Annotated in this window: 23 protein-coding genes and 1 riboswitch; of the genes, 4 read left to right on the forward strand and 19 right to left on the reverse strand. The window is 62.4% G+C overall.

The window, feature by feature from the left end; genetic code table 11:
• Positions 1–34: 34 nt before the first annotated feature.
• The 14 genes from ACODTD_RS27240 to cobO are packed head-to-tail and all read right to left on the reverse strand — an operon-like array spanning position 35 to position 11,278.
• Positions 35–595, reverse strand: coding sequence for a glutathione peroxidase (locus ACODTD_RS27240; RefSeq protein ID WP_011333149.1), 561 nt, complete (start codon positions 593–595; stop codon positions 35–37).
• Between the two features lie 55 nt (positions 596–650).
• The gene (locus ACODTD_RS27245; protein ID WP_007950415.1) at positions 651–773 is read right to left on the reverse strand and encodes a hypothetical protein; all 123 of its coding nucleotides are present in this window, start codon (positions 771–773) and stop codon (positions 651–653) included.
• Complete coding sequence (locus ACODTD_RS27250) at positions 770–1,978, reverse strand: MFS transporter (RefSeq protein WP_011333148.1); 1,209 nt, start codon at positions 1,976–1,978, stop codon at positions 770–772. Before ACODTD_RS27250 ends, ACODTD_RS27245 begins: the two co-directional genes overlap by 4 nt.
• A 54-nt stretch (positions 1,979–2,032) precedes the next feature.
• Complete coding sequence (locus ACODTD_RS27255) at positions 2,033–2,437, reverse strand: MarR family winged helix-turn-helix transcriptional regulator (RefSeq protein ID WP_007950413.1); 405 nt, start codon at positions 2,435–2,437, stop codon at positions 2,033–2,035.
• A gap of 56 nt (positions 2,438–2,493) precedes the next feature.
• Positions 2,494–3,225 (reverse strand): adenosylcobinamide-GDP ribazoletransferase, encoded by a 732-nt coding sequence (locus ACODTD_RS27260; protein ID WP_489105387.1) that lies wholly within the window; start codon positions 3,223–3,225, stop codon positions 2,494–2,496.
• Between the two features lies 1 nt (position 3,226).
• Positions 3,227–3,802: an alpha-ribazole phosphatase family protein gene (gene cobC / locus ACODTD_RS27265; protein WP_201820484.1), complete on the reverse strand. Its 576-nt coding sequence runs from the start codon at positions 3,800–3,802 to the stop codon at positions 3,227–3,229.
• Positions 3,799–4,854 (reverse strand): nicotinate-nucleotide--dimethylbenzimidazole phosphoribosyltransferase, encoded by a 1,056-nt coding sequence (gene cobT / locus ACODTD_RS27270; RefSeq protein WP_489105388.1) that lies wholly within the window; start codon positions 4,852–4,854, stop codon positions 3,799–3,801. The genes cobC and cobT overlap by 4 nt, the downstream gene beginning before the upstream one ends.
• Positions 4,851–5,372, reverse strand: a complete 522-nt coding sequence (gene cobU / locus ACODTD_RS27275; protein ID WP_011333144.1) for a bifunctional adenosylcobinamide kinase/adenosylcobinamide-phosphate guanylyltransferase — start codon at positions 5,370–5,372, stop codon at positions 4,851–4,853. The genes cobT and cobU overlap by 4 nt, the downstream gene beginning before the upstream one ends.
• Positions 5,360–6,826 carry a cobyric acid synthase gene (locus ACODTD_RS27280; protein WP_489105389.1) on the reverse strand — a complete coding sequence of 489 codons (1,467 nt, stop codon included), beginning with the start codon at positions 6,824–6,826 and terminating at the stop codon, positions 5,360–5,362. The genes cobU and ACODTD_RS27280 overlap by 13 nt, the downstream gene beginning before the upstream one ends.
• Entirely contained in the window at positions 6,823–7,830 is a 1,008-nt protein-coding gene (cobD, locus tag ACODTD_RS27285; RefSeq protein ID WP_285354595.1) for a threonine-phosphate decarboxylase CobD, read from the reverse strand. The genes ACODTD_RS27280 and cobD overlap by 4 nt, the downstream gene beginning before the upstream one ends.
• Entirely contained in the window at positions 7,823–8,731 is a 909-nt protein-coding gene (gene cbiB / locus ACODTD_RS27290; RefSeq protein WP_285354594.1) for an adenosylcobinamide-phosphate synthase CbiB, read from the reverse strand. Before cbiB ends, cobD begins: the two co-directional genes overlap by 8 nt.
• Positions 8,728–9,378, reverse strand: a complete 651-nt coding sequence (bluB, locus tag ACODTD_RS27295; RefSeq protein WP_011333140.1) for a 5,6-dimethylbenzimidazole synthase — start codon at positions 9,376–9,378, stop codon at positions 8,728–8,730. Before bluB ends, cbiB begins: the two co-directional genes overlap by 4 nt.
• The gene (locus tag ACODTD_RS27300) at positions 9,375–10,670 is read right to left on the reverse strand and encodes a cobyrinic acid a,c-diamide synthase CobB (RefSeq protein ID WP_201820471.1); all 1,296 of its coding nucleotides are present in this window, start codon (positions 10,668–10,670) and stop codon (positions 9,375–9,377) included. The genes bluB and ACODTD_RS27300 overlap by 4 nt, the downstream gene beginning before the upstream one ends.
• Positions 10,667–11,278: a cob(I)yrinic acid a,c-diamide adenosyltransferase gene (gene cobO, locus ACODTD_RS27305; protein WP_489105390.1), complete on the reverse strand. Its 612-nt coding sequence runs from the start codon at positions 11,276–11,278 to the stop codon at positions 10,667–10,669. Before cobO ends, ACODTD_RS27300 begins: the two co-directional genes overlap by 4 nt.
• Positions 11,279–11,359: 81 nt before the next feature.
• Positions 11,360–11,585, reverse strand: a riboswitch (cobalamin riboswitch).
• Positions 11,586–11,751: 166 nt separating this feature from the next.
• On the opposite strand from cobO, the gene ACODTD_RS27310 reads away from it, so the two are divergent.
• Both ACODTD_RS27310 and ACODTD_RS27315 read left to right on the forward strand, forming a co-directional pair.
• Complete coding sequence (locus ACODTD_RS27310; RefSeq protein WP_041475179.1) at positions 11,752–12,336, forward strand: hypothetical protein; 585 nt, start codon at positions 11,752–11,754, stop codon at positions 12,334–12,336.
• A 65-nt stretch (positions 12,337–12,401) separates the two neighbouring features.
• Positions 12,402–13,715 (forward strand): PQQ-dependent sugar dehydrogenase, encoded by a 1,314-nt coding sequence (locus ACODTD_RS27315; RefSeq protein ID WP_011333137.1) that lies wholly within the window; start codon positions 12,402–12,404, stop codon positions 13,713–13,715.
• A 64-nt stretch (positions 13,716–13,779) separates the two neighbouring features.
• Here the strand turns inward: ACODTD_RS27315 and ACODTD_RS27320 are convergent, their stop codons facing one another.
• From ACODTD_RS27320 to ACODTD_RS27340, 5 genes are all read right to left on the reverse strand, one after another.
• Positions 13,780–14,316 (reverse strand): C40 family peptidase, encoded by a 537-nt coding sequence (locus ACODTD_RS27320; protein ID WP_011333136.1) that lies wholly within the window; start codon positions 14,314–14,316, stop codon positions 13,780–13,782.
• A gap of 219 nt (positions 14,317–14,535) precedes the next feature.
• Positions 14,536–15,156 (reverse strand): C40 family peptidase, encoded by a 621-nt coding sequence (locus ACODTD_RS27325; protein WP_039769810.1) that lies wholly within the window; start codon positions 15,154–15,156, stop codon positions 14,536–14,538.
• A gap of 214 nt (positions 15,157–15,370) precedes the next feature.
• Positions 15,371–16,075, reverse strand: a complete 705-nt coding sequence (hda, locus tag ACODTD_RS27330; protein ID WP_007950396.1) for a DnaA regulatory inactivator Hda — start codon at positions 16,073–16,075, stop codon at positions 15,371–15,373.
• Between the two features lie 210 nt (positions 16,076–16,285).
• Positions 16,286–17,359 carry an AI-2E family transporter gene (locus ACODTD_RS27335; RefSeq protein WP_221616144.1) on the reverse strand — a complete coding sequence of 358 codons (1,074 nt, stop codon included), beginning with the start codon at positions 17,357–17,359 and terminating at the stop codon, positions 16,286–16,288.
• 35 nt (positions 17,360–17,394) lie between these two features.
• Complete coding sequence (locus ACODTD_RS27340; protein ID WP_221616145.1) at positions 17,395–18,453, reverse strand: DUF2066 domain-containing protein; 1,059 nt, start codon at positions 18,451–18,453, stop codon at positions 17,395–17,397.
• A gap of 375 nt (positions 18,454–18,828) precedes the next feature.
• Here ACODTD_RS27340 and purM point away from each other — a divergent pair, with 375 nt between their 5' ends.
• Both purM and purN read left to right on the forward strand, forming a co-directional pair.
• The gene (gene purM / locus ACODTD_RS27345) at positions 18,829–19,887 is read left to right on the forward strand and encodes a phosphoribosylformylglycinamidine cyclo-ligase (RefSeq protein WP_011333132.1); all 1,059 of its coding nucleotides are present in this window, start codon (positions 18,829–18,831) and stop codon (positions 19,885–19,887) included.
• A complete protein-coding gene (purN, locus tag ACODTD_RS27350) occupies positions 19,887–20,537 on the forward strand; it encodes a phosphoribosylglycinamide formyltransferase (RefSeq protein WP_011333131.1) in 651 nt (216 codons plus the stop codon). Before purM ends, purN begins: the two co-directional genes overlap by 1 nt.
• The last annotated feature ends 2 nt before the right edge of the window (positions 20,538–20,539 follow it).

Consider the following 20,539-nt stretch of genomic DNA (forward strand, 5'->3'; position numbering starts at 1 on the left):
CTTCACAGAGGCGGGGCTTTTTGATGGGTGTCGATCAGGGTTTCAGCGACTGGGAGGCAATGGCTTTCTCGATGGCTGCCAGAAATTCCGGATCATCCGGTTTGGTCAGGCTGGAGAAGTTGGCAATCACCTTGCCCTGGCGGTCGATGACGTACTTGTAGAAATTCCACTTCGGCGCGCTGCTCTGCCTGGCCAGCACCTGGAACAAGTGAGTCGCATCGTCACCCCGAACCTTCTGCGGCTCGGTCATGGTGAACGTCACGCCGTAGTTGGCGTAGCAGACCTTGGCGGTCTCGGCGCTGTCCTTGGACTCCTGCTTGAAGTCATTGGACGGTACGCCGAGCATTTCCAGGCCCTGGGCCTTGTAGCGCTGATTGAGCGCCTCCAGCCCCTCGAACTGCGGCGCGAAACCACAGAAGCTGGCCGTGTTGATCACTACCAGCGGTTTGTCGGCGTAACGCTGACACAGGTCGATGGATTCCTTGGCCCGCAACTTGGGCAACGAACCTTGCAACAGATCCGGACAATCCGCGGCCTGAGCCAGTCCGGTCAACGCCATCAGCAACGCGGGAACAGCACACCAGCGCTTGAGCATGTCGGGCATCCTTGAGCAATCGTCAGACCTCGACGTTACTCGCCCTCCCGCCGATCTAGCAAGCACCCATGCCCAACTGCATCAGCGCCAGCCCGCCCTGATGCCAGCCCCACCACACCAGCGCCAGCAACGCGGCGCCGAGTGCGGTGACGACGATCTGCGGCCAGAAACGGTTCATGCAGCGCTCGCACGCGGTTGCAGGCGCTCGACCGGACGCTCGCGCACCGGCCAGTTCAGCGCTGCCGCCAACAGGCTCAAGAGAATCGCCACTTGCCAGATCAAGTCATAACTCCCGGTCCGGTCATACACCACCCCGCCCAGCCAGCCGCCGAGGAACGAACCCAACTGATGGAACAGGAACACGATCCCACCGAGCATGGACAGGTTTCGCACGCCGAACAAGGTCGCCACCGTACCGTTGGTCAATGGCACCGTGGACAGCCAAAGAAAGCCCATGGCCATACCGAACAGATAGGCCGAGGTCGTCGTCACCGGCAACCACAGGAATAGCACGATCACCACGGCGCGCAGCAGATAGAGCCCGGTCAGCAGACGCGGTTTGGACATCCGCCCACCGAGCCAACCGGCGGTGTAAGTGCCGAAGATGTTAAACAGGCCGATCAACGCCAGCACGGTGGTGCCGACGGTGGCCGGCAGGTGCTGATCGACCAGATACGCTGGCAAGTGCACGCCAATGAACACAACTTGAAATCCGCAGACGAAGAAGCCGAACGCAAGCAGCCAGAACCCGGAGTGCGAACACGCCTCGCGCAAGGCTTCGGACAGGGTTTGTTCATGGCCGAGTACCGGCAGCGGTTTGTCCTTGAGCATGCTCACCAGCGGCACGATCAGCGCCACCAGCAGGCCCAGCACCAGCAATGCCGCCGACCAGCCGAGCCAGCCGATCAGCCCGAGGGTGCCCGGCAGCATCGCGAACTGGCCGAAAGAACCGGCAGCACTGGCAATACCCATGCCCATGCTGCGTTTTTCCGGCGGCACCGCGCGGCCGACCACGCCGAGAATGACCGAAAACGAGGTGCCGGACAGACCGATACCGATCAGCAAGCCAGCGCTCAGGGACAAGCCCAACGCGGTTTCCGACAGGCCCATGAACACCAGGCCCAAGGCGTAGAGCACCCCGCCGATCAGCACCACTTTTGCTGCGCCGAAGCGGTCAGCCAGTGCGCCGGTAAACGGTTGCGCCAGGCCCCAGATCAGGTTCTGCAAGGCGATGGCGAAAGCGAACACCTCACGGCCCCAGCCAAACTGGGCGCTCATCGGCGACAGAAACAAACCGAAGCCGTGCCGCACGCCCAATGACAACGCCAGAATCAGCGCACTCCCCAGCAACACCCAACCGCACGTACGCCACATCGAACTCATTATTATTCTCCAGTCGCGGGTATATACCCGCTTAGATTCGGAAAAAACCGGCCCTCAGGCCAGTTCATCCAATAGCCGCAGCAAGGTTTCACGCTTCTCGGCACCCAGTCGGTCGATCAACCGCTGTTGCGCCGCTTCCCAGGCTGGCAGTGCCGCTGCCAGGCGTTGCGCACCGGTTTCGGTGAGCCGGACGATGCGGTTGCGCATGTCTTCGCCTTCAGCCAGCGCCACCAGCCCCTCGCCTTCCAGTACCCGCAGATTGCGCCCGAGGGTGCTGCGATCCAGGCCCATCGCCTCGGCCAGTTCGGAAATGCTCGGTTGATCCAGCCGCTGCAGATTGCACAGCAAAGAATACTGGGCAACGTTGATCCCGAAGCCGTCGAGAGCGCCGTCGTAATGCCTGCTGACGCCACGTGCGGCGCGTCGCAGGTTGGTGCACAAACACTGAGATGGAAGCATGATGCGTGTATATACCCGCGACTGTGTTAAATCAAGTTACAGATCAAAGTTACTTATCAAAACAAGGCCAGCCCGACCAGCACTGACATCTCCAGCAATTCCAGCAACGCACCGGCCGTATCACCGGTGGTCCCACCCAGTCGTCGCACCATCAAATGCCGCAGCCAGATGAACACGATGACCGCCAGCAGCAACGCCACGACAGCATTGAACCCGGCAATCACCAAACACACCGCCGCACTCACCGCCAGCACCTGCCAACCTGTCTTGCGTGGCAGATGATCGGCCAGCGCCTGCCCCAACCCGCCGGCCCGCACATAGCTCGTGGTGAGAAACAGTCCGAGCAACGCCGCTCGGCCGATCAGCGGCACGATGATCAACGCCATGCCCTGCTGTTGTTCGATCAAGGCCAGCAACGCGGCGTACTTGAGCAACAACACCAACACCAGCGTCACCACGGCAATCGGCCCGCTGCGCGGATCTTTCATGATCGTCAGCGTACGCTCGCGATCACCGAAACCGCCGAGCCATGCATCGGCGCTATCCGCCAAACCATCAAGGTGCAACGCCCCGCTGAGCAGCACCCACACCGTCAGCAACAGCGCCCCGTGCAACAGCAACGGCGTGCCGGCCAAGGCAATGTTCAGCGCCCAGAGAATGACACCGAACAACAGTCCCACCAGCGGATAAAACAACAGCGACCGGCCGAGCTGTTCCGGCGCCGGCATGCCCGGCAGACGAATCGGCAGGCTACTGAGAAATTGCAGGGCGATCCACAGAGGCAGCATGTCAGAGCACTTCCCTGAGCGAACCGTCGGCCTCGACGATCAGCGAAAACAGCGCGCCGTGACCGACCTCGACATTGAGCAGTTGCTCACGGGGCAAGCCACGGGCCCGCGCCAGCAACAGACGCATCACGCCGCCATGACTGACCAGCAACACCCGCTCACCCGCGTACGCCGCGTGCAGGCGCATCACCGCCGCCAGCACCCGCGCAGAGAAATCGCTGACCGGCTCACCCTGCGGCGGAGTAAAGCCATAGGGATCCGCCCAGAACAGACCCAGCGCCTCGGCATCGGTTTCCATCAACGCTGCTGCACTCTGCCCTTCCCAGGCACCGAAATGCAGCTCCTGCAGATTCTTGTCCAGAGATACCGGCAGATCCCGCTGCGCGCTCAACTCTTCAGCAAACCGCGCGCAACGCTGCAACGGCGAACTGACCAGCCGATCCCACGGCCCCTGCCCAATCACCGCCTCGCGCATCTGCGCCCAGCCCTTTTCGGTCAGTGCATCGTCGAGACTGCCGCGCAGGCCGCCGCCGAGTTCGGTTTCACCGTGGCGCAGCAGGTCCAGACGCAAGGTCATGCCGGGCGATCCGCCACCGCTGCTTCAGCGAAGGTCGCCATCTGGCCGTGCAGATCGCAAGCCAGACGCAGCAACGGCACCGCCAGCGCCGCGCCACTGCCCTCGCCCAGACGCAGGCCCAATTCGAGCAGCGGTTCGGCACTGAGGGTTTCCAGCACATGACGATGACCCCGTTCGGCGCCGCGATGCCCGAACAGCAGCCATTCACGGCAGGCCGGATTCAGACGCACCGCCACCAGCGCGGCGACCGTGCAGATAAAACCGTCCACCAAAACCGCCACACCTTCCTGCGCACAGGCCAGATACGCGCCGACCAAAGCCGCAATTTCGAAGCCGCCGAGATTGAACAGGGTCTGCAACGCATCGCCGCGTTGTGCTGCGTGTAGCGCCAGCGCGCGCTCGATCACCTGCGCCTTGTGACTGACGCCTTCGGCATTCAACCCGGTGCCCGGACCGGTCAGATGAACCACTGGGCAATCGAGCAGCGCACAGGCCAGCGCACTGGCAGCCGTGGTGTTGCCGATGCCCATTTCACCGCCGATGAACAATTGCGCGCCTGCCGCTTTCGCCCGCAGCACACTGTCGCGACCGCCCTGCAAGGCGAGTTCACCCTGGGCCCGAGTCATCGCCGCGCCCTTGGCGAAATTCGCCGTGCCCGGACCGATGTTCAGGTGACGCACGCCCGGCAGGCTCAGCGACGGTGTCACGGTGCCCAGATCCACCACTTCCAGCTGCGCGCCAAGTTGTCGCGCCAGCACACTGATCGCCGCGCCGCCGCTGACGAAATTCAGCAGCATCTGCCCGGTGACCTCCTGCGGAAATGCGGAAACCCCTTCGGCGACAACACCGTGGTCACCGGCAAAAATCGAAATCCAGACGTGATCGAGTGTCGGTTTGACCTGGCCCTGCAATCCGGCCAGTTGCACCGCCACTGATTCGAGCCGCCCAAGAGAGCCGGCGGGTTTGGTCAATTGCTGCTGACGCGCCGCCGCGTTTTCAACGGCGTCCGTATCCACCGATTTGCACGGGTTCAGCCACCAGGCTTGGGTCATAACGCAGGTCCTTTCAGAGTCAGAGGCAGGCCGGCGACCGTCAGGACGACTCGCTGACAACCCTCGGCCAGAGCTTGATGCAGCCAACCGGCTTCATCGACGTAGCGGCGAGTCAATTCGCCCAGCGGCACGACACCCATTCCGGTCTCGTTGCTGACAAAAATGATTTCACCCGGCAGCGACGCCAGGCATTCGAGCAGGGCTTCGCGTTCGGCGGCGAGACGTGCGGCGTCTTCGAGCATCAGCAAATTGGTCAGCCAGAGGGTCAGGCAATCCACTAGCAGGCAACGTTCGGGGCTGGCGGTTTCGCGCAGGACACGGGCCAGTTCCAGCGGCTCTTCGATCAACGCCCATTCGACAGGACGGCGGGCGCGATGATGGGCGACGCGTTCATTCATCTCGCCATCCAGCGGCTGACTGGTGGCGATGTACGTCACTGCCAGCGCGCTGTCAGTGGCGAGTTTTTCAGCCAGGCGACTTTTGCCGGAGCGGGCGCCGCCGAGGATCAGTTGGAGCATGGGGACATTCCACAGAGTTCACGTAACAGCCCGGTATCCAGATGCTTCTCCACCAGATCCGCCAACCGCTCGATGTCGCGTTCGCGCAGGCCGTGGTAATCCACCCCCTGCACATCGTTCAGACCGGCCCAGCGCAACAGCGCCGCACTGGCCGCCGGCGATTCGAACAGGCCATGCAGGTAGGTGCCGAAAATCTGTCCATCGAGACTTTGCGCACCATCACAGCGGCCGTCGTCCAGATGCACAGCGGCGTTTTCCAGCGCAGCTCCCGTGGTCACGCCGGCATGAATTTCATAACCGCTAACCTCTGCATCTTCCAGCGCCAGACGTCCACGCACATTGCGCAACTGCTTTTCGGCTTCGAGCTGCGTTTCAAACGCCAACAAACCCAGACCGGCGCTGGAACCCGGCGCGCCTTCCAGGCCCAGCGGATCGTGCACCTGCTCGCCGAGCATTTGCAGGCCGCCGCAGATCCCCAGCAATTTGCCGCCGTAACGCAGGTGACGGCGGATCGCCGATTCCCAGCCATTGGCCCGCAGATACGCCAAATCACTGCGCACGCTTTTCGAGCCCGGAAGAATGATCAGATCGGCCGGAGGAATCGCCTGCCCCGGGCCGATGAATTGCAGATCCACCTGAGGATGCAGACGCAACGGATCGAAATCGGTGTGGTTGCTGATACGCGGCAGCACCGGCACCACCACTTTCAAAACTTGCTCGGCCTTGTCGGTCTGGCGCTGGTCAATGCCGTCCTCGGCCTCCAGATGCAGGTCCATCACGTACGGCAGCACGCCCACCACCGGTTTGCCGGTGCGCTGTTCCAGCCAGTCGAGGCCCGGTTGCAGCAAGGCGATGTCGCCGCGAAAACGGTTGATGATGAAACCTTTGATCCGTGCCTGTTCGCTCGGCGACAGCAATTCCAGCGTGCCCACCAGATGGGCAAACACGCCGCCACGATTGATGTCGGCGATCAGCAACACCGGGCAATCCACCGCTTCGGCGAAGCCCATGTTGGCGATGTCACCGGCGCGCAGATTGATCTCGGCCGGCGACCCCGCACCTTCGACCATCACCAGCGGATAGGCGGCACTCAAACGTTCGTGGGAAGCGAGAACCGCCTGCATGGCGATGGCTTTATAGTCGTGATAGGCGACGGCGTTCATGCTGGTGACCGCACGACCGTGGATGATCACCTGGGCGCCAGTGTCGCTGTTGGGCTTGAGCAGCACTGGGTTCATGTCAGTGTGCGGTTCCAGAAACGCCGCCTGCGCCTGCACCGCTTGCGCGCGGCCGATTTCGCCGCCGTCGGCCGTCACCGCGCTGTTGAGCGCCATGTTCTGCGGTTTGAATGGCACCACCGCAACGCCCTGACGGGTGGCCCAACGGCAGAGCGCCGTCACCAGCGTGCTTTTGCCGGCGTCGGAAGTGGTGCCCTGCACCATTAATGTGGTCATGCTGGTTTTTCCATGGAGCAATGCTTGGCGAATGCTTGCAGGGCTTGCTCAAGGCGCGCCTCGTCGGCGGCATCGGCGGGCAGCCCGAATCGCAGGCTGCTGTTGTGCGCGAACAGACGCAGAAGAATGCCACGGCGGGCCATGAATTCGTGCAGCGCGGCGGCCTGTTCGGTGATCAGCCACTGAAACAGCGCGCAACCGCCCTGCGGTTTGAAACCGTGGCGCTCAAGCAGCGCAGCCAATCGTTCGCTGGCCTCGTCGCTGCGGATGCGCTGACGGGTATGGCCTTCGGTGTCGCGCAGACAGGCCTGACCCAGCACCCGAGTCGGCCCGCTGACCGCCCAAGGACCGACCTGCTCGGCCAGCAACCGGAGCACTTTGCGCTCGGCCAGCACGAACCCCAGCCGCACACCGGCCAGACCGAAAAACTTGCCGAACGAGCGCAGTACGATCAAACCCACTTGATGCGCATGCGGGGCAAGGCTCAACTGCGGCGTGTTGTCCATGAACGCTTCGTCGACCACCAGCCAGCCGCCGCGCTGGGCCAGCCGTGCGTGCCAGTCGAGCAGGCGCGCCGGGGTCAGGTTCAGGCCTGTTGGATTGTTCGGATTGACCACCACCAGCACGTCGAGGCTGTCGAGAAAGAAGTCGACTTCCTGCTCCAGCACCTCACGCACGATATAGCCGCTGCGCCGCCAGGCTTCGGCATGCTCGGCATAACACGGCGACAGCACACCGACCTTACCGGCGCGGCGCAATCGCGGCAGCAACTGAATGGCCATCTGCGAACCGGCCACCGGCAGCACCTGGCTGGCACCGTAGTAATCGCAGGCGGCCTGCTCCAGGCCGTCATCGTTTTCCGGCAAACGCGCCCACGCCCGCAGCGGAATCTCCGGGACCGGAAACGGCCACGGCGCCAGGCCCGTAGACAGGTCGAGCCAGTCTTCTTCCGCGATGCCGTATTCGAGCGCCGCCCTGCGCAACCGGCCACCGTGCTCAAGCATAGAATTCAGCCCCCACGCAGAGAATCAGCAGCCATAACCATACCCCGCGCTGGACCAATTGCCAGCCGCGATCAATGGAATCGGCATCCGCCGGCGCGCCCTCGCCCAGTTGCGGACGCTCGTGCAGCTCGCCGTGGTAAATCGCCGGGCCACCCAGCTCGACGCCCAAGGCACCCGCGCCGGCGGCCATCACCGGGCCGGCGTTCGGGCTGTCCCATTTCGGCGCCTGGGTGCGCCAGCATTTCAACGCCAGTCGGGTTTTGCCGAGCAAGGCGTAGGTCAACGCCACCAGCCGTGCAGGAATGTAGTTGAGGACGTCGTCGATTTTTGCCGCTGCCCAGCCGAAACGCTCGAAGCGTTCGTTGCGATAGCCCCACATCGCGTCGAGCGTATTGCTCAGACGATAGAGCACCACGCCCGGCGCACCGGCCACGGCAAACCAGAACAGCGCGGCGAACACTGCATCGCTGCCGTTTTCCAGCACCGACTCGGTGGCGGCGCGGGCGACGGCGGTGCTGTCCAGCTCATCGGTCTGACGGCTGACCAGATAACCCACACGCTTGCGCGCCTCCTCCAGATCATCGGCGCGCAAGGCCTTGGCCACCGGCTCGACGTGCTCACCCAGGCTGCGCATGCCGAGGGCGCAATACAGCGCAAGAATCTCAACGACCCAGCCCACATACGGCGCCCAGGAAAACGCGGTGGCCAGCAGGGTCAGCGGCAACACCGCGATCACCCACGCGGTGACGCCATGGCTGCGCCAGCCACGACCAGCGCTATTGAAACGTTGCTCGATGCGCCCGGCGAAATTGCCGAACGCCACCAGCGGATGCCAGCGTTTCGGTTCACCCAGCAGCGCATCCAGCGCAACCGCGGCGGCACTCAGCAACGCCACACTCATTGACTCACTCCCCAGAAATTTTCGTACAGCAGCTCATTCAGCGGACGCGCCTGCGCCCACCCTTCGAGTACCAGCATCGGCGCCGGATAGAATGCCTTGACCGGCCCCAGACAAAGCACCGCCAGCGGCTTGGCCCCGTCCGGCAGTTTCAGCAGATCGGCCAGCGCCTGCGGTTCGAACAGCGACACCCAGCCCATGCCCAGGCCTTCGGCACGCGCGGCCAGCCACAGGTTCTGGATTGCGCAGGACAGCGACGCCATGTCCATTTCCGGCAGCGTGCGACGACCGAAAATATGCCGCTCGCGATCGTCCATCAACGCCGCGACCAACACTTCGGCGCAGTCGTTGATGCCTTCGACCTTGAGCTTCATGAATTCGTCACTGCGCTCGCCGAGGGCTTCGGCGGTGCGCACGCGCTCCTCTTCAACAAGGTTCTGGATCTGGCCACGTAGCGCGCGGTCGCTGATACGGATGAAGCGCCACGGCTGCATCAGGCCGACGCTCGGCGCCTGATGCGCGGCTTCAAGCAATCGTCGCAACACGTCAGGCTCGACCGTACCGCCGCTGAAGTGGCGCATGTCGCGGCGTTCGGCGATGGCGCGGTAGACCGCTTCGCGCTCGGCGTCAGTGAAGGCGTTGTCGGTCATGGCACCAACAGTGCGGCAATCGCCGACGGATTCGACGGGAAGTAAAAATGTACGTACGAGGCGGTCATCCGCCCTTGCCGGTACACCGCTTCTGCGCCGCGCCCCCCATTGGGGCTGTGGCCACGGGCAATCGGCGTCAGTTCGGTGGTGGTCAGGGAATGGTGATAGGTGTGGCCGCGCAACAGGCCTTCCGGCAGGTCGACCTCTTGCAGCGCCAGCGCGGCGAGGCGCTTTTGCATCACGGCGTCGCCACTCAACAGGCCGACCAGCTCCGCGCGGGTGCCTTCGACATCGGTCAGCGAGTCGAGCAAGTACAGCATGCCACCGCACTCGGCGAGCAACGGTTTGCCGGCCGCGTGGTGCGCGCGGATCGCTTTGAGCATGTCGGCGTTCTGCGACAAGGTTACGTGGTGCAATTCCGGATAACCGCCGGGCAGGTACAAGCTGTCGGCGTCGGGCAATTGCGCATCGCGGATCGGCGAGAAGAAACTCAGCTCCGCCCCCATCGCTCGCAACAGATCGAGACTGGCGCCGTAGGTGAAGGCAAAGGCTTCGTCGCGGGCGACGGCAATTCGCACGCCTTCGAGCAGCTTTTCGGTCTCAACGATTTTTGGTGCGGCGAATTCCACGGCCGGTGGCAGCGCTACCTCGCAAGTGCCGGCCAGTGCTTCGGCGGCGGCGTCGAGACGTACGTCGAGGTCATTCAGTTCGCTGGCCTGCACCAGGCCGAGATGGCGGCTTGGCAGTTCGATCCCGGTTTCCCGGGACAACGCGCCGTACCAGCGCAGGCCTTCAGTGAGGCTGCCTTCCAGCAACTGCGCATGGCGCACGGTACCGACGCGGTTGGCCAGCACGCCGGCGAACGGCAGGTCCGGCTGATAGCGCGCCAAACCCAGAGCCAAAGCGCCGAAGGTCTGCGCCATGGCCGTGCCGTCGATCACGCCGAGCACCGGCACGCCGAAATGCCGCGCCAGATCGGCGCTCGACGGCGTACCGTCAAACAAACCCATCACGCCTTCGATCAGGATCAGATCGGCTTCGGCGGCGGCTTCCCACAACAGGCGACGACTTTCCTGCTCGCCGACCATCCACATGTCCAGTTGATAGACCGGCGCACCGCTGGCGCGCTCGAGGATCATCGGGTCGAGAAAGTCCGGGCCGCATTTGAACACGCGGACCTTGCGCCCCTGATTGCGATGCAGACGGGCCAGCGCGGCGGTGACGGTGGTCTTGCCCTGACCGGAAGCCGGCGCGGCGATCAGAACCGCCGGGCAGTGACGTGGTTGATTCAAAGTTCGACGCCTTTCTGCGCTTTGATACCGGCTTGGAAGGCGTGCTTGATCATGCCCATTTCGGTGACGGTGTCGCCCATCTCGATCATTTCCGGCTTGGCAGCGCGACCGGTGACGATCACATGCTGCATCGGCGGACGGGCCTGCAGATCGCTGAGCACCTGATCCAGATCGAGGTAACCGTGCTTGAGGGCGATGTTCAGTTCATCGAGCACCACCAGACCGATCGACGGATCACGCAGCAGTTCGCGGGAGACTGCCCAGGCCGCTTCGGCGGCAGCGATGTCGCGCTGGCGGTCCTGGGTTTCCCAGGTGAAGCCCTCACCCATCACATGAAAACGTACTTGCTCGGGGAAGCGGCGGAAGAACAGTTCTTCGCCGGTGCTGTTGCGCCCCTTGATGAACTGCACCACGCCGCACTGCATGCCGTGGCCCATGGCGCGGGCGAGCATGCCGAATGCCGAACTGCTCTTGCCTTTGCCATTGCCGGTGAGCACCAGCACCAGCCCGCACTCGTCTGGCGAATTGGCGATGCGTTCGTCGATCACCGCTTTTTTGCGCTGCATGCGCGCCAGGTGGCGCTCGTCGCGTTCGGGGGAATCAGTCATGGGGGAGCTCTCCGTTGAGGCTGGATAACGGCGGGCAGGCACAAGAATAGACGGCAACAAGCCTGGCATCGCCCACCGTGATGCCGCTGGATGGATCAGGCCGGTCTCCGGGCTCATGAGCGGCTGGTGCCTGGCTGCGCGCCTTCCCGCTGTTAAGCAGTGGCATCAGACGCAGCTTTTACTCATTTACCGTTGCGGGGGCAGCGCCGGGATCGTGAGGGTTCTTCGCTCGAAGACCCGCCTCACCGGCTTCCCTGTTTCACTCTGTCGACATGCGCCACAGAGCACCTGAAACAAGCCGCGAAGGTTAGAGGGTTGGGGGTGGAGCGTCAATTGAAGAGGGGCTTGTGCGGCGAATAACTGCCGCCGATCAATTAACTGACGCCAATCTTGTGCCACACTGCCATGAGTGATATCAAAGAGCCATGCTTTTTGACTGCAGAGAGCACATCACAATAACAAGGGAGAGCACCATGCAAGGCATGATCATCAGCAATCCGCGGCTGGAATTCCTGCGCCCGGTGCTGGAACGCTGGTTTGACTGTATCGACCGCTACAACGCCGTGCGCGGCGACAATGACACACCTTATTGGCACGACGAAAAAGCCAACCTCGGCCTGCTGTCGGCCGCTGCGTGGATGGCCGAACTGGTCACCCTGCGCGACACTGCCACCCGCAAACAGAATGAAGAAGGCGAGCGCAACGCCCGCGCCGATTTGTTTATTGCTGGCGCCGAGGATCGCGCCTTCATTCAGGCGACCCAACGCTGGCCGCGCGTCACCAGCCTGAATCTGACGCAGGCCCTGGCGGATATCACCAGCGACGCCAGGCGCATCAGCTACGCCAGCGACCTGAAACTCGGCTGCCTGTTCGTCGCCCCGCAAAAAGCCCAGCACAGCGCCAGCCCGGAAGAGTTGCAGGACATGGTCGACGACCTGCAAAAGGAACACACCTGCGCCGTCGCCTGGTACTTTCCCTACGCCTACCGCAAATTGCGCAGCGAAGCCGGCAACTATCACCCCGGCGTTGCCGTGCTGTTCAAGGAAGCTCGCGGCTGAGGGTTGAACCATCGGGCTTGTGCGCTTCTCTATGTTTAGGAATGCATTCATAGGGAAGATCAGCAATGCGCAAGCCCCAGTTCGTTTTCGTCATCATGATCGCCGGAGGGCTCGCCGCCTGTGGTGAATCCTCCAGCCTGCAAGTCTCCGACGGCACCGGTCCGTCACCGAAACTGCCCGAACCGAACAAGACCCTGATCCCGACGGTGAACATCGCCCCGGCCATTGGCTGGCCGGCCGGCGCGAAGCCGACGGCAGCGGCAGGCACTCAGGTGGCGGCTTTCGCCGAAAATCTCGATCATCCGCGCTGGCTCTACGTACTGCCGAACGGCGATGTACTCGTGGCAGAAACCAACGCCCCGCCAAAACCGGACGACAGCAAGGGCATTCGTGGCTGGGTGATGAAAAAAGTCATGGGCCGCGCGGGTGCCGGCGTGCCCAGCCCGAACCGCATCACCCTGCTACGCGATGCCGATCACGATGGCGTGGCCGAGACCCGCACGGTGTTCCTGCAGAACCTCAACTCGCCATTCGGCATGACCTTGGTCGGCAACGATCTGTACGTGGCCGATACCGATCGCCTGCTGCGCTTCAACTACGAGCCCGGCGCGACCGAAATCAAGAGCCAGCCGATCAAGGTCGTGGATTTGCCGGGCGGCACGCTCAACCATCACTGGACCAAGAACGTCATCGCCAGCAAAGACGGCAGTAAGCTGTACGTCACCGTCGGCTCGAACAGTAACGTCGGCGAAAACGGTCTCGATCAGGAAGAAGGCCGCGCGGCGATCTGGGAGGTGGACCGCGCCACCGGCAATCACCGGATCTTCGCCTCGGGCATCCGCAACCCCAATGGCTTGGCCTGGGAGCCGCAAACCGGCGCACTGTGGACCGCCGTGAACGAGCGCGACGAAATAGGCAGCGATCTGGTGCCGGACTACATCACTTCGGTCAAGGACGGTGCCTTCTATGGCTGGCCGTTCAGCTACTACGGCCAACACATCGATGTGCGCGTGGAACCACAGCGCCCGGACATGGTGGCCAAGGCCATCGCTCCGGACTACGCCGTCGGCCCGCACACCGCATCACTGGGCCTGACCTTCGCCGAAGGCAACCGCCTGCCGGCGCAGTTCAAGGAAGGCGCATTCATCGGTCAGCACGGCTCGTGGAACCGCAAACCGCATAGCGGTTACAAGGTGATCTTTGTGCCGTTTGCCGCCGGCAAGCCGAGCGGAACGCCAGTGGACGTACTGACCGGTTTCCTCGACAAGGACGAGAACGCGCTGGGCCGCCCGGTCGGCGTGGTGATCGACCAGCAAGGTGGATTGCTGGTGGCGGATGATGTGGGGAACAAGGTGTGGCGGGTTTCAGCGACCCGTTAATCTATTGCAGGCATAAAAAACCCGTGGGAGCCATTCAGCTGCCACGGGTTTTTATGTATCTGGACTACGGGTTATGCGCCAGATGCTCTGGCTGCAGAACGCGCTTGGCGCTCAGATAGGCTTTCTGCCAATACGCTTTCGACAGGCTGTCCAGCTTCACCGTGCCGCCGGTGGCGGGCGCATGAACGAAGCGCCCTTCCCCGACATAGATCCCCGCATGACTGACCTGTGAGCCGCCATTGGTGGCGAAGAAGATCAGGTCGCCAGTCTGCAGCCCTTCCTTGCCGACATTCGGCGCCTGCATGACGATCATCTCGCGGGTTGAACGCGGCAGGCTGATGCCGGCGGCATCGCGGTAGACAAAACCGATCAGGCCACTGCAATCGAAGCCCGAATCCGGCGTATTGCCACCCCAACGATAGGGCGTACCCACCAGCCCGAGCGCGCGAAACAGCACGTCTTCGGCAGCGGGTGAAAAGGCCTGGGAGGATCCGAACACGATCGGAGCGCGAACCACCGGCGCAGGCGGCGGAGTGCGGCTGGCGCAGGCGCTGAGCAGCGCTGCGAAGAACATCAGGGCAAAGCGGGCCGACATCGTCATTTGCAGAACATCCTGATCTGGCTGCGGCTTTGACTGCCGATTCGATAGAAAACAAAACCGCCTGCGTTGGGACGCAGGCGGTTTGCCATCAATATAGATCAGGATTCTAGCGGCTACGCGGCAAACTTCAAGTAAGACTTTAACTTCACCTTGTAAAGTTTAGGTCTATTGCGTCAGAAGGGCCGCTTTGTCGCCACGAGCGTAGCGACAATCGAGTGATTACTTGCGAGCAGTAACCACGGTCGGAGCGTTCGCCAAAGCGCGTTTGGCTTCGATGAAGGTCTTGCTCCAGTAGCTGTCGCCCAGGCTGTCGATGCGAACACCGCCGCTGCGACGAGAGCTGGAATGGATGAACTGGTTGTCGCCCAGGTAGATCCCGGCGTGGCTGACACGACCGCGACGACCATTGGTGGCGAAGAACAGCAGGTCGCCCGGCTCGAGGTTGCTGCGCGAAACCAGCGGCGCATCAACGTTGATCATTTCGCGGGTGGAGCGCGGCAGGTTCATGCCCGCTTCTTCGCGGAACAGGTAGCCGATGAAACCGCTGCAATCGAAACCGGCTTCAGAGGTACCGCCGAAACGGTAACGGGTACCGATCAGGGACATGCCGCGTTCGAGGATGCTGTCAGCCAGAACCGGAAGCTGGTAAGGCTTCTTGCCGTTGAAGTCGGCGAGTTCTTTTTCGGTGTCCAGCTCTTCCTGGTAAATAACGGAAGACTGTGCGGTGGCAGAATTTTTAACCTGTTGTTGCTGCTCTTGATTAACAGGTGAATGAGCAGCGCAACCGAACAACAGGGTGACGAGTGCGAGAGGCACGAGGGGTGCGAAGCGCTTTAGCATGGGCACGACCGTGGCTGATAGTTGTAAAGAAGCCGAGACTATGCCCGCTATCAGCCTCATTTGCAAATTCAATCGATCTTTTTGTGACTTCCCGGTTTCTCGGTAACATCTAAGCGCTTAAGCCTATTTGAATGGAGACGCGGCCTGTGCAACCCACAGGAAAGCGGGTTTTCTGGCGCCTGAAATATGCCAAAACCGGCTGAAAGCCCCGGTTTTACCAGCCCAGGGTTTCTTTCAGGAAGGGAATGGTCAGCTTGCGCTGAGCCTGCAAAGAGGCCTGATCGAGCTGCTCCAGCAGATCGAAAAGCGCGCTCATACTGCGGGTACCGCGAGTCAAAATAAAATGCCCAACCTCGTCAGTCAGGTGCAGACCGCGACGTGAAGCACGCAGTTGCAGGGCACGCAATTTGTCTTCGTCGGAGAGCGGACGCATCTGGAAGATCAGCGCCAGGGTCAGCCGTGATTTCAGGTCAGCCAGTTTGATCGGCAGTTCACGGGGTGAAGTGGACGCCGCAATCAGCAGACGCCGACCGCTGTCACGCAGACGGTTGAACAGATGAAACATTGCCTCTTCCCAGTCCGCCTTGCCGGCAATCACCTGCAAGTCGTCCAGACAGACCAGTTCGTACTGTTCGAGGTTGTCGAGAATTTCGATGCCGCGATCCATCAACTCGGCCAGCGGCAGGTACACCGCCGGTTCACCCATCTGTTCGAAGCGCAGGCACGCGGCCTGCAACAGATGCGTACGCCCTACTCCGTGCTTGCCCCACAGATAGATCAGGCTTTCGGTCCAGCCGGCGTCGGCTTCGCATAGACGCTCGACATAGCCGAGTGCAGCGGCATTGGCGCCTGGGTAGTAGTTGATGAAGGTGGCGTCGTCACGCAGACGCACACCTAGGGGCAGCTGAATCGGTTTCATGCTGACTGAACAGTTCCCAAGGAACCGTTAGTGGCCTCTGTGTAAAGTGAGCGAAGTTTATACCCGTGAAGCGGAGCGCACAATGCGACAGACCCCAAGCAAAATCAAAGGTTTGCGTTAACGTGCTGGTTTTATGACAGTTTCTTTGGCGCCATGGCCTGCAGGAGACGGGCCAACCCGGTAATCCACCGGACGGCCCGCGCTTCACGATTACAACTCCGGCTCATCCACCCCGCTATAAATCTCGGAATCCTTGTACAGATCGTGGACATGCCGCACCAGCACCATGATCACCGCCGCCACCGGCAATGCCAGTAGCACACCGGTGAAGCCGAACAGCTCGCCACCGGCCAGAATCGCGAAGATCACCGCCACCGGATGCAGACCGATCCGGTCCCCCACCAGCAAAGGCGTCAGCACCATGCCTTCCAGCGCCTGACCGACCATGAACACCGCGACGATTCCGATCATCGGATACAGATCGCCACCGAACTGAAACAACCCGGCAATCAACGCCGCACCGATGCCGATCACGAACCCCATGTACGGCACAATCGCCGCCAGCCCCGCGATCAGACCGATCAACAGGCCCAGCTCCAGGCCGACAATCATCAGACCGGCCGCATAGATCACGCCCAGCGCCAGCATCACCAGCAATTGCCCGCGCACGAACGCGCCCAGCACTTCATGGCATTCACCCGCCAGCGCCACCACTCGCTCTTCACGATCACGGGGCAACAGGCCGCGGATCTTGGCCATCATCACGTCCCAGTCGCGCAGCAGGTAAAAGCTCACCACAGGGATCAGCACCAGATTCGCCAACCAGCCGATCAGCGCCAGGCTTGAGGCCGTCGCCTGACTCAACACCACCCCGACGATGTCAGTGGTCTGGCCCATGTGTTCGCTGATCGCGGCTTTGACCTTGTCGAACTTCCAGAAGCCGTCGGACAGCCCCAGCTTCGATTGCGCCCATGGCACGGCGGTGTGTTGCAACCAGTCGAGCATTTGCGGCGCCAGTTCATACAGCCGCAGCAATTGCTTGGCGAGCATCGGCACCAGCACCAGCAACAGCGCGGTGACGATCAGGGTGAACAAGGCGAACACCGTGATCACACCCCAGGTGCGGGACAGCCCCAGGCGCTCCAGACGATCAACGAGCGGATCGAACAGATACGCGAGCAGCAGCGCCACTAGAAACGGCGTGAGGATCGGATGCAGCAACCAGACAAACGCGCAAAGCAGGAGCACCCCACCGAGCCAGAACCAACGCCGCGTATCGGCCATGTAACACTCCATTGCTTATATATAAGAAAGAAAACCTACCAGCGAAACCGCAAGGACGGCGCCGCCGGTGTCGGTGTCGGCGCAGCAACTGGCGGCGAACCGGCGACCGCAGGCTGAGGCGCAGCGACCGGAGCCGGCGCCTCGGCCGGCAGTTCCTGCAACTTCGCCAGCGACAATTGCGCTCGCAATTGATCGGCACTGCCGTTGACCCGATAGAGGATGCGATCGGCATCGACACTCTGCAGACGCACGCCGAACGGTTCGAGTAACCGCAGCAGCGCCGCGTAGTGCTCCAGATTCATGCCCTGCACTTCCAGGGTCTGCTGGCCGGACGCGCCCGGCTTGGCAACAAAGCGAGGTGCCAGACGTTCAGCGACCGCCAGCATCACCGCATCGGTCACGGCAGCCTGATCCGCGCCCTGCACGTTGCCCGCCTCTTTTTTATCGCCCAGCCACAGTTGCCATTTAGCCTGCCATTGTCCGCCTTCTTCGCGGGCATGCACGGCGAGCAAGGCGTCAGCGCTGTAGCGCTCGGAAGCGTTGCGCAACGGCGCCGGGTCAGCACCCTCAAGCGCCGGCGCCGTGGCGACCAATTGCTCGCTCAAGTCCGCCAACGGCAGTCGCAACGGCAAGCCACGATGCTGAGCCGCACGGCGCAACGGTGCGGCACTGGCCTGACCGTCGCCCACCAGGCTCGAGCCTTCGCTCGAATCGTTCAGCCACCAGCTCAGGATCGAGGGCCGATTGGCGCCCCACAGCGCCAGCCCGGCGCGGCGCAACGCCTGTTCGGTGGTTCCCGGATCGAAATCGACTTTCAGCACTTCCGGCGGCCCGGCATCGAAACCGAACTGACTGATAATCTGCTGCGGATCCTTGCGAACCGGCGCCAGCCCCGGGTTTTGCGGGGCTTTCGGGTCACCGGTCAGGCGCAACACCAGCGTATCCAGTGCGGCCTGGGTCGCGCGATCGCGCTCCTCTGGCGACTGGCCAGTGACCGGTTCGCGCACCTGATAGAGACCTTTGAGATTTTCGGCCTGACTCGCCAGGCTGATCAGAGACAAACCACCCACTAACAGCAATTTACACAAACCCATGGAGAATTCCCGTCGACAAGAGCGGCTGGAACAGGCCGCGTGTACCGTTCTGCAAGCCTGTGACCACAGGCCGTCGCAAAACATTCACACGCGGTCGGTAAGTTTTTGCACAGTCCTAACGATAGACGGTTCCTTATACAGGCACCCGTGATGTCGCCCACAGCGTCAATTGCAAAATTTTTCCACCGATATGCCCCTGCCCGTCGGCGTGAGGATGGCCGCTGCCCCTCAAGCCTGATAAAATCGCGCGCCTTCGCAGACCGGCAACAGCCGGGCACCCCGAACTCCGCGTGAGGCAATCGCCCCCTGTCGGATTCGGCGTTCCCGCTGAACTCGGTCGTTACCCCTGAATCCCCTCCCCTAAAGGCCTGGATCATGAGCAAGCAACCCTCCCTGAGCTACAAGGACGCCGGTGTAGACATCGACGCCGGTGAAGCATTGGTCGAACGCATCAAGAGCGTCGCCAAGCGCACTGCGCGCCCGGAAGTCATGGGCGGCCTGGGCGGTTTCGGCGCCCTCTGCGAGATCCCGGCCGGTTACAAGCAGCCGGTGCTGGTTTCCGGTACTGACGGCGTCGGCACCAAACTGCGCCTGGCGCTGAACCTGAACAAGCACGACAGCATCGGCCAGGACCTGGTCGCCATGTGCGTCAACGATCTGGTGGTGTGCGGCGCCGAGCCGCTGTTCTTCCTCGACTACTACGCCACCGGCAAGCTGAACGTCGACGTAGCGGCCACCGTGGTTACCGGTATCGGTGCAGGCTGCGAACTGGCTGGCTGCTCGCTGGTCGGCGGCGAAACCGCTGAAATGCCTGGCATGTACGAAGGCGAAGACTACGACCTGGCCGGCTTCTGCGTCGGCGTCGTGGAAAAAGCCGAAATCATCGACGGCTCGAAAGTCGCCACCGGTGACGCCCTGATCGCCCTGCCATCGTCCGGCCCGCACTCCAACGGTTACTCGCTGATCCGCAAGATCATCGAAGTGTCCGGTGCCGATATCGAAACCGTTCAGCTCGACGGCAAGCCGCTGACCGAACTGCTGATGGCCCCGACCCGCATCTACGTGAAGCCGCTGCTCAAGCTGATCAAGGACACCGGCGCGGTCAAGGCCATGGCCCACATCACCGGTGGCGGTTTGCTCGACAACATCCCGCGCGTTCTGCCAAAAGGCGCTCAGGCCGTGGTTGACGTGGCCAGCTGGAACCGCCCGGCCGTCTTCGACTGGCTGCAAGAGAAAGGCAACGTCGACGAAACCGAAATGCACCGCGTGCTGAACTGCGGCGTGGGCATGGTGATCTGCGTGGCTCAGGAGCACGTTGAAGTTGCGCTGAACACCCTGCGTGACGCCGGCGAGCAGCCTTGGGTCATCGGTCAGATCGCTGCCGCTGCCGAAGGCGCGGCCCAGGTCGAACTGAAGAACCTCAAGGCTCACTGATGTCCCAGACCTGTGATGTCGTGGTGCTGTTGTCCGGCACCGGCAGTAACTTGCAGGCCCTGATCGACAGCACGCGGACCGGCGACAGCCCGGTCCGCATCGCTGCGGTGATTTCCAACCGCGCCGACGCCTACGGCCTGCAACGCGCCAGTGACGCGGGTATCGCCACCCGCTCGCTGGATCACAAGGGATTCGAGGGCCGCGAGGCCTTCGATACCGCTCTGATCGAACTGATCGACGAATTCAATCCCAAACTCGTGGTACTGGCCGGCTTCATGCGCATTCTCAGCGCTGACTTCGTCCGTCACTACCAGGGTCGCCTGCTCAACATCCACCCGTCGCTACTCCCCAAATACAAAGGGTTACACACTCATCAGCGCGCGCTGGAAGCCGGCGACGCCGAACACGGCTGCTCCGTGCACTTCGTCACCGAGGAACTCGATGGCGGACCACTGGTCGTACAGGCAGTAATACCGGTAGAGTTGCACGATTCGCCGCAAAGTCTGGCGCAGCGGGTTCACGCTCAGGAACACCTGATCTACCCGATGGCCGTACGCTGGTTCGCCGAAGGACGGCTGAGCCTCGGCGAGCAAGGTGCTTTACTGGATGGCCAGTTACTCGGGGCCAGCGGTCACTTGATTCGAAACTAGGA

This window comes from Pseudomonas sp. FG35 (assembly GCF_057809295.1).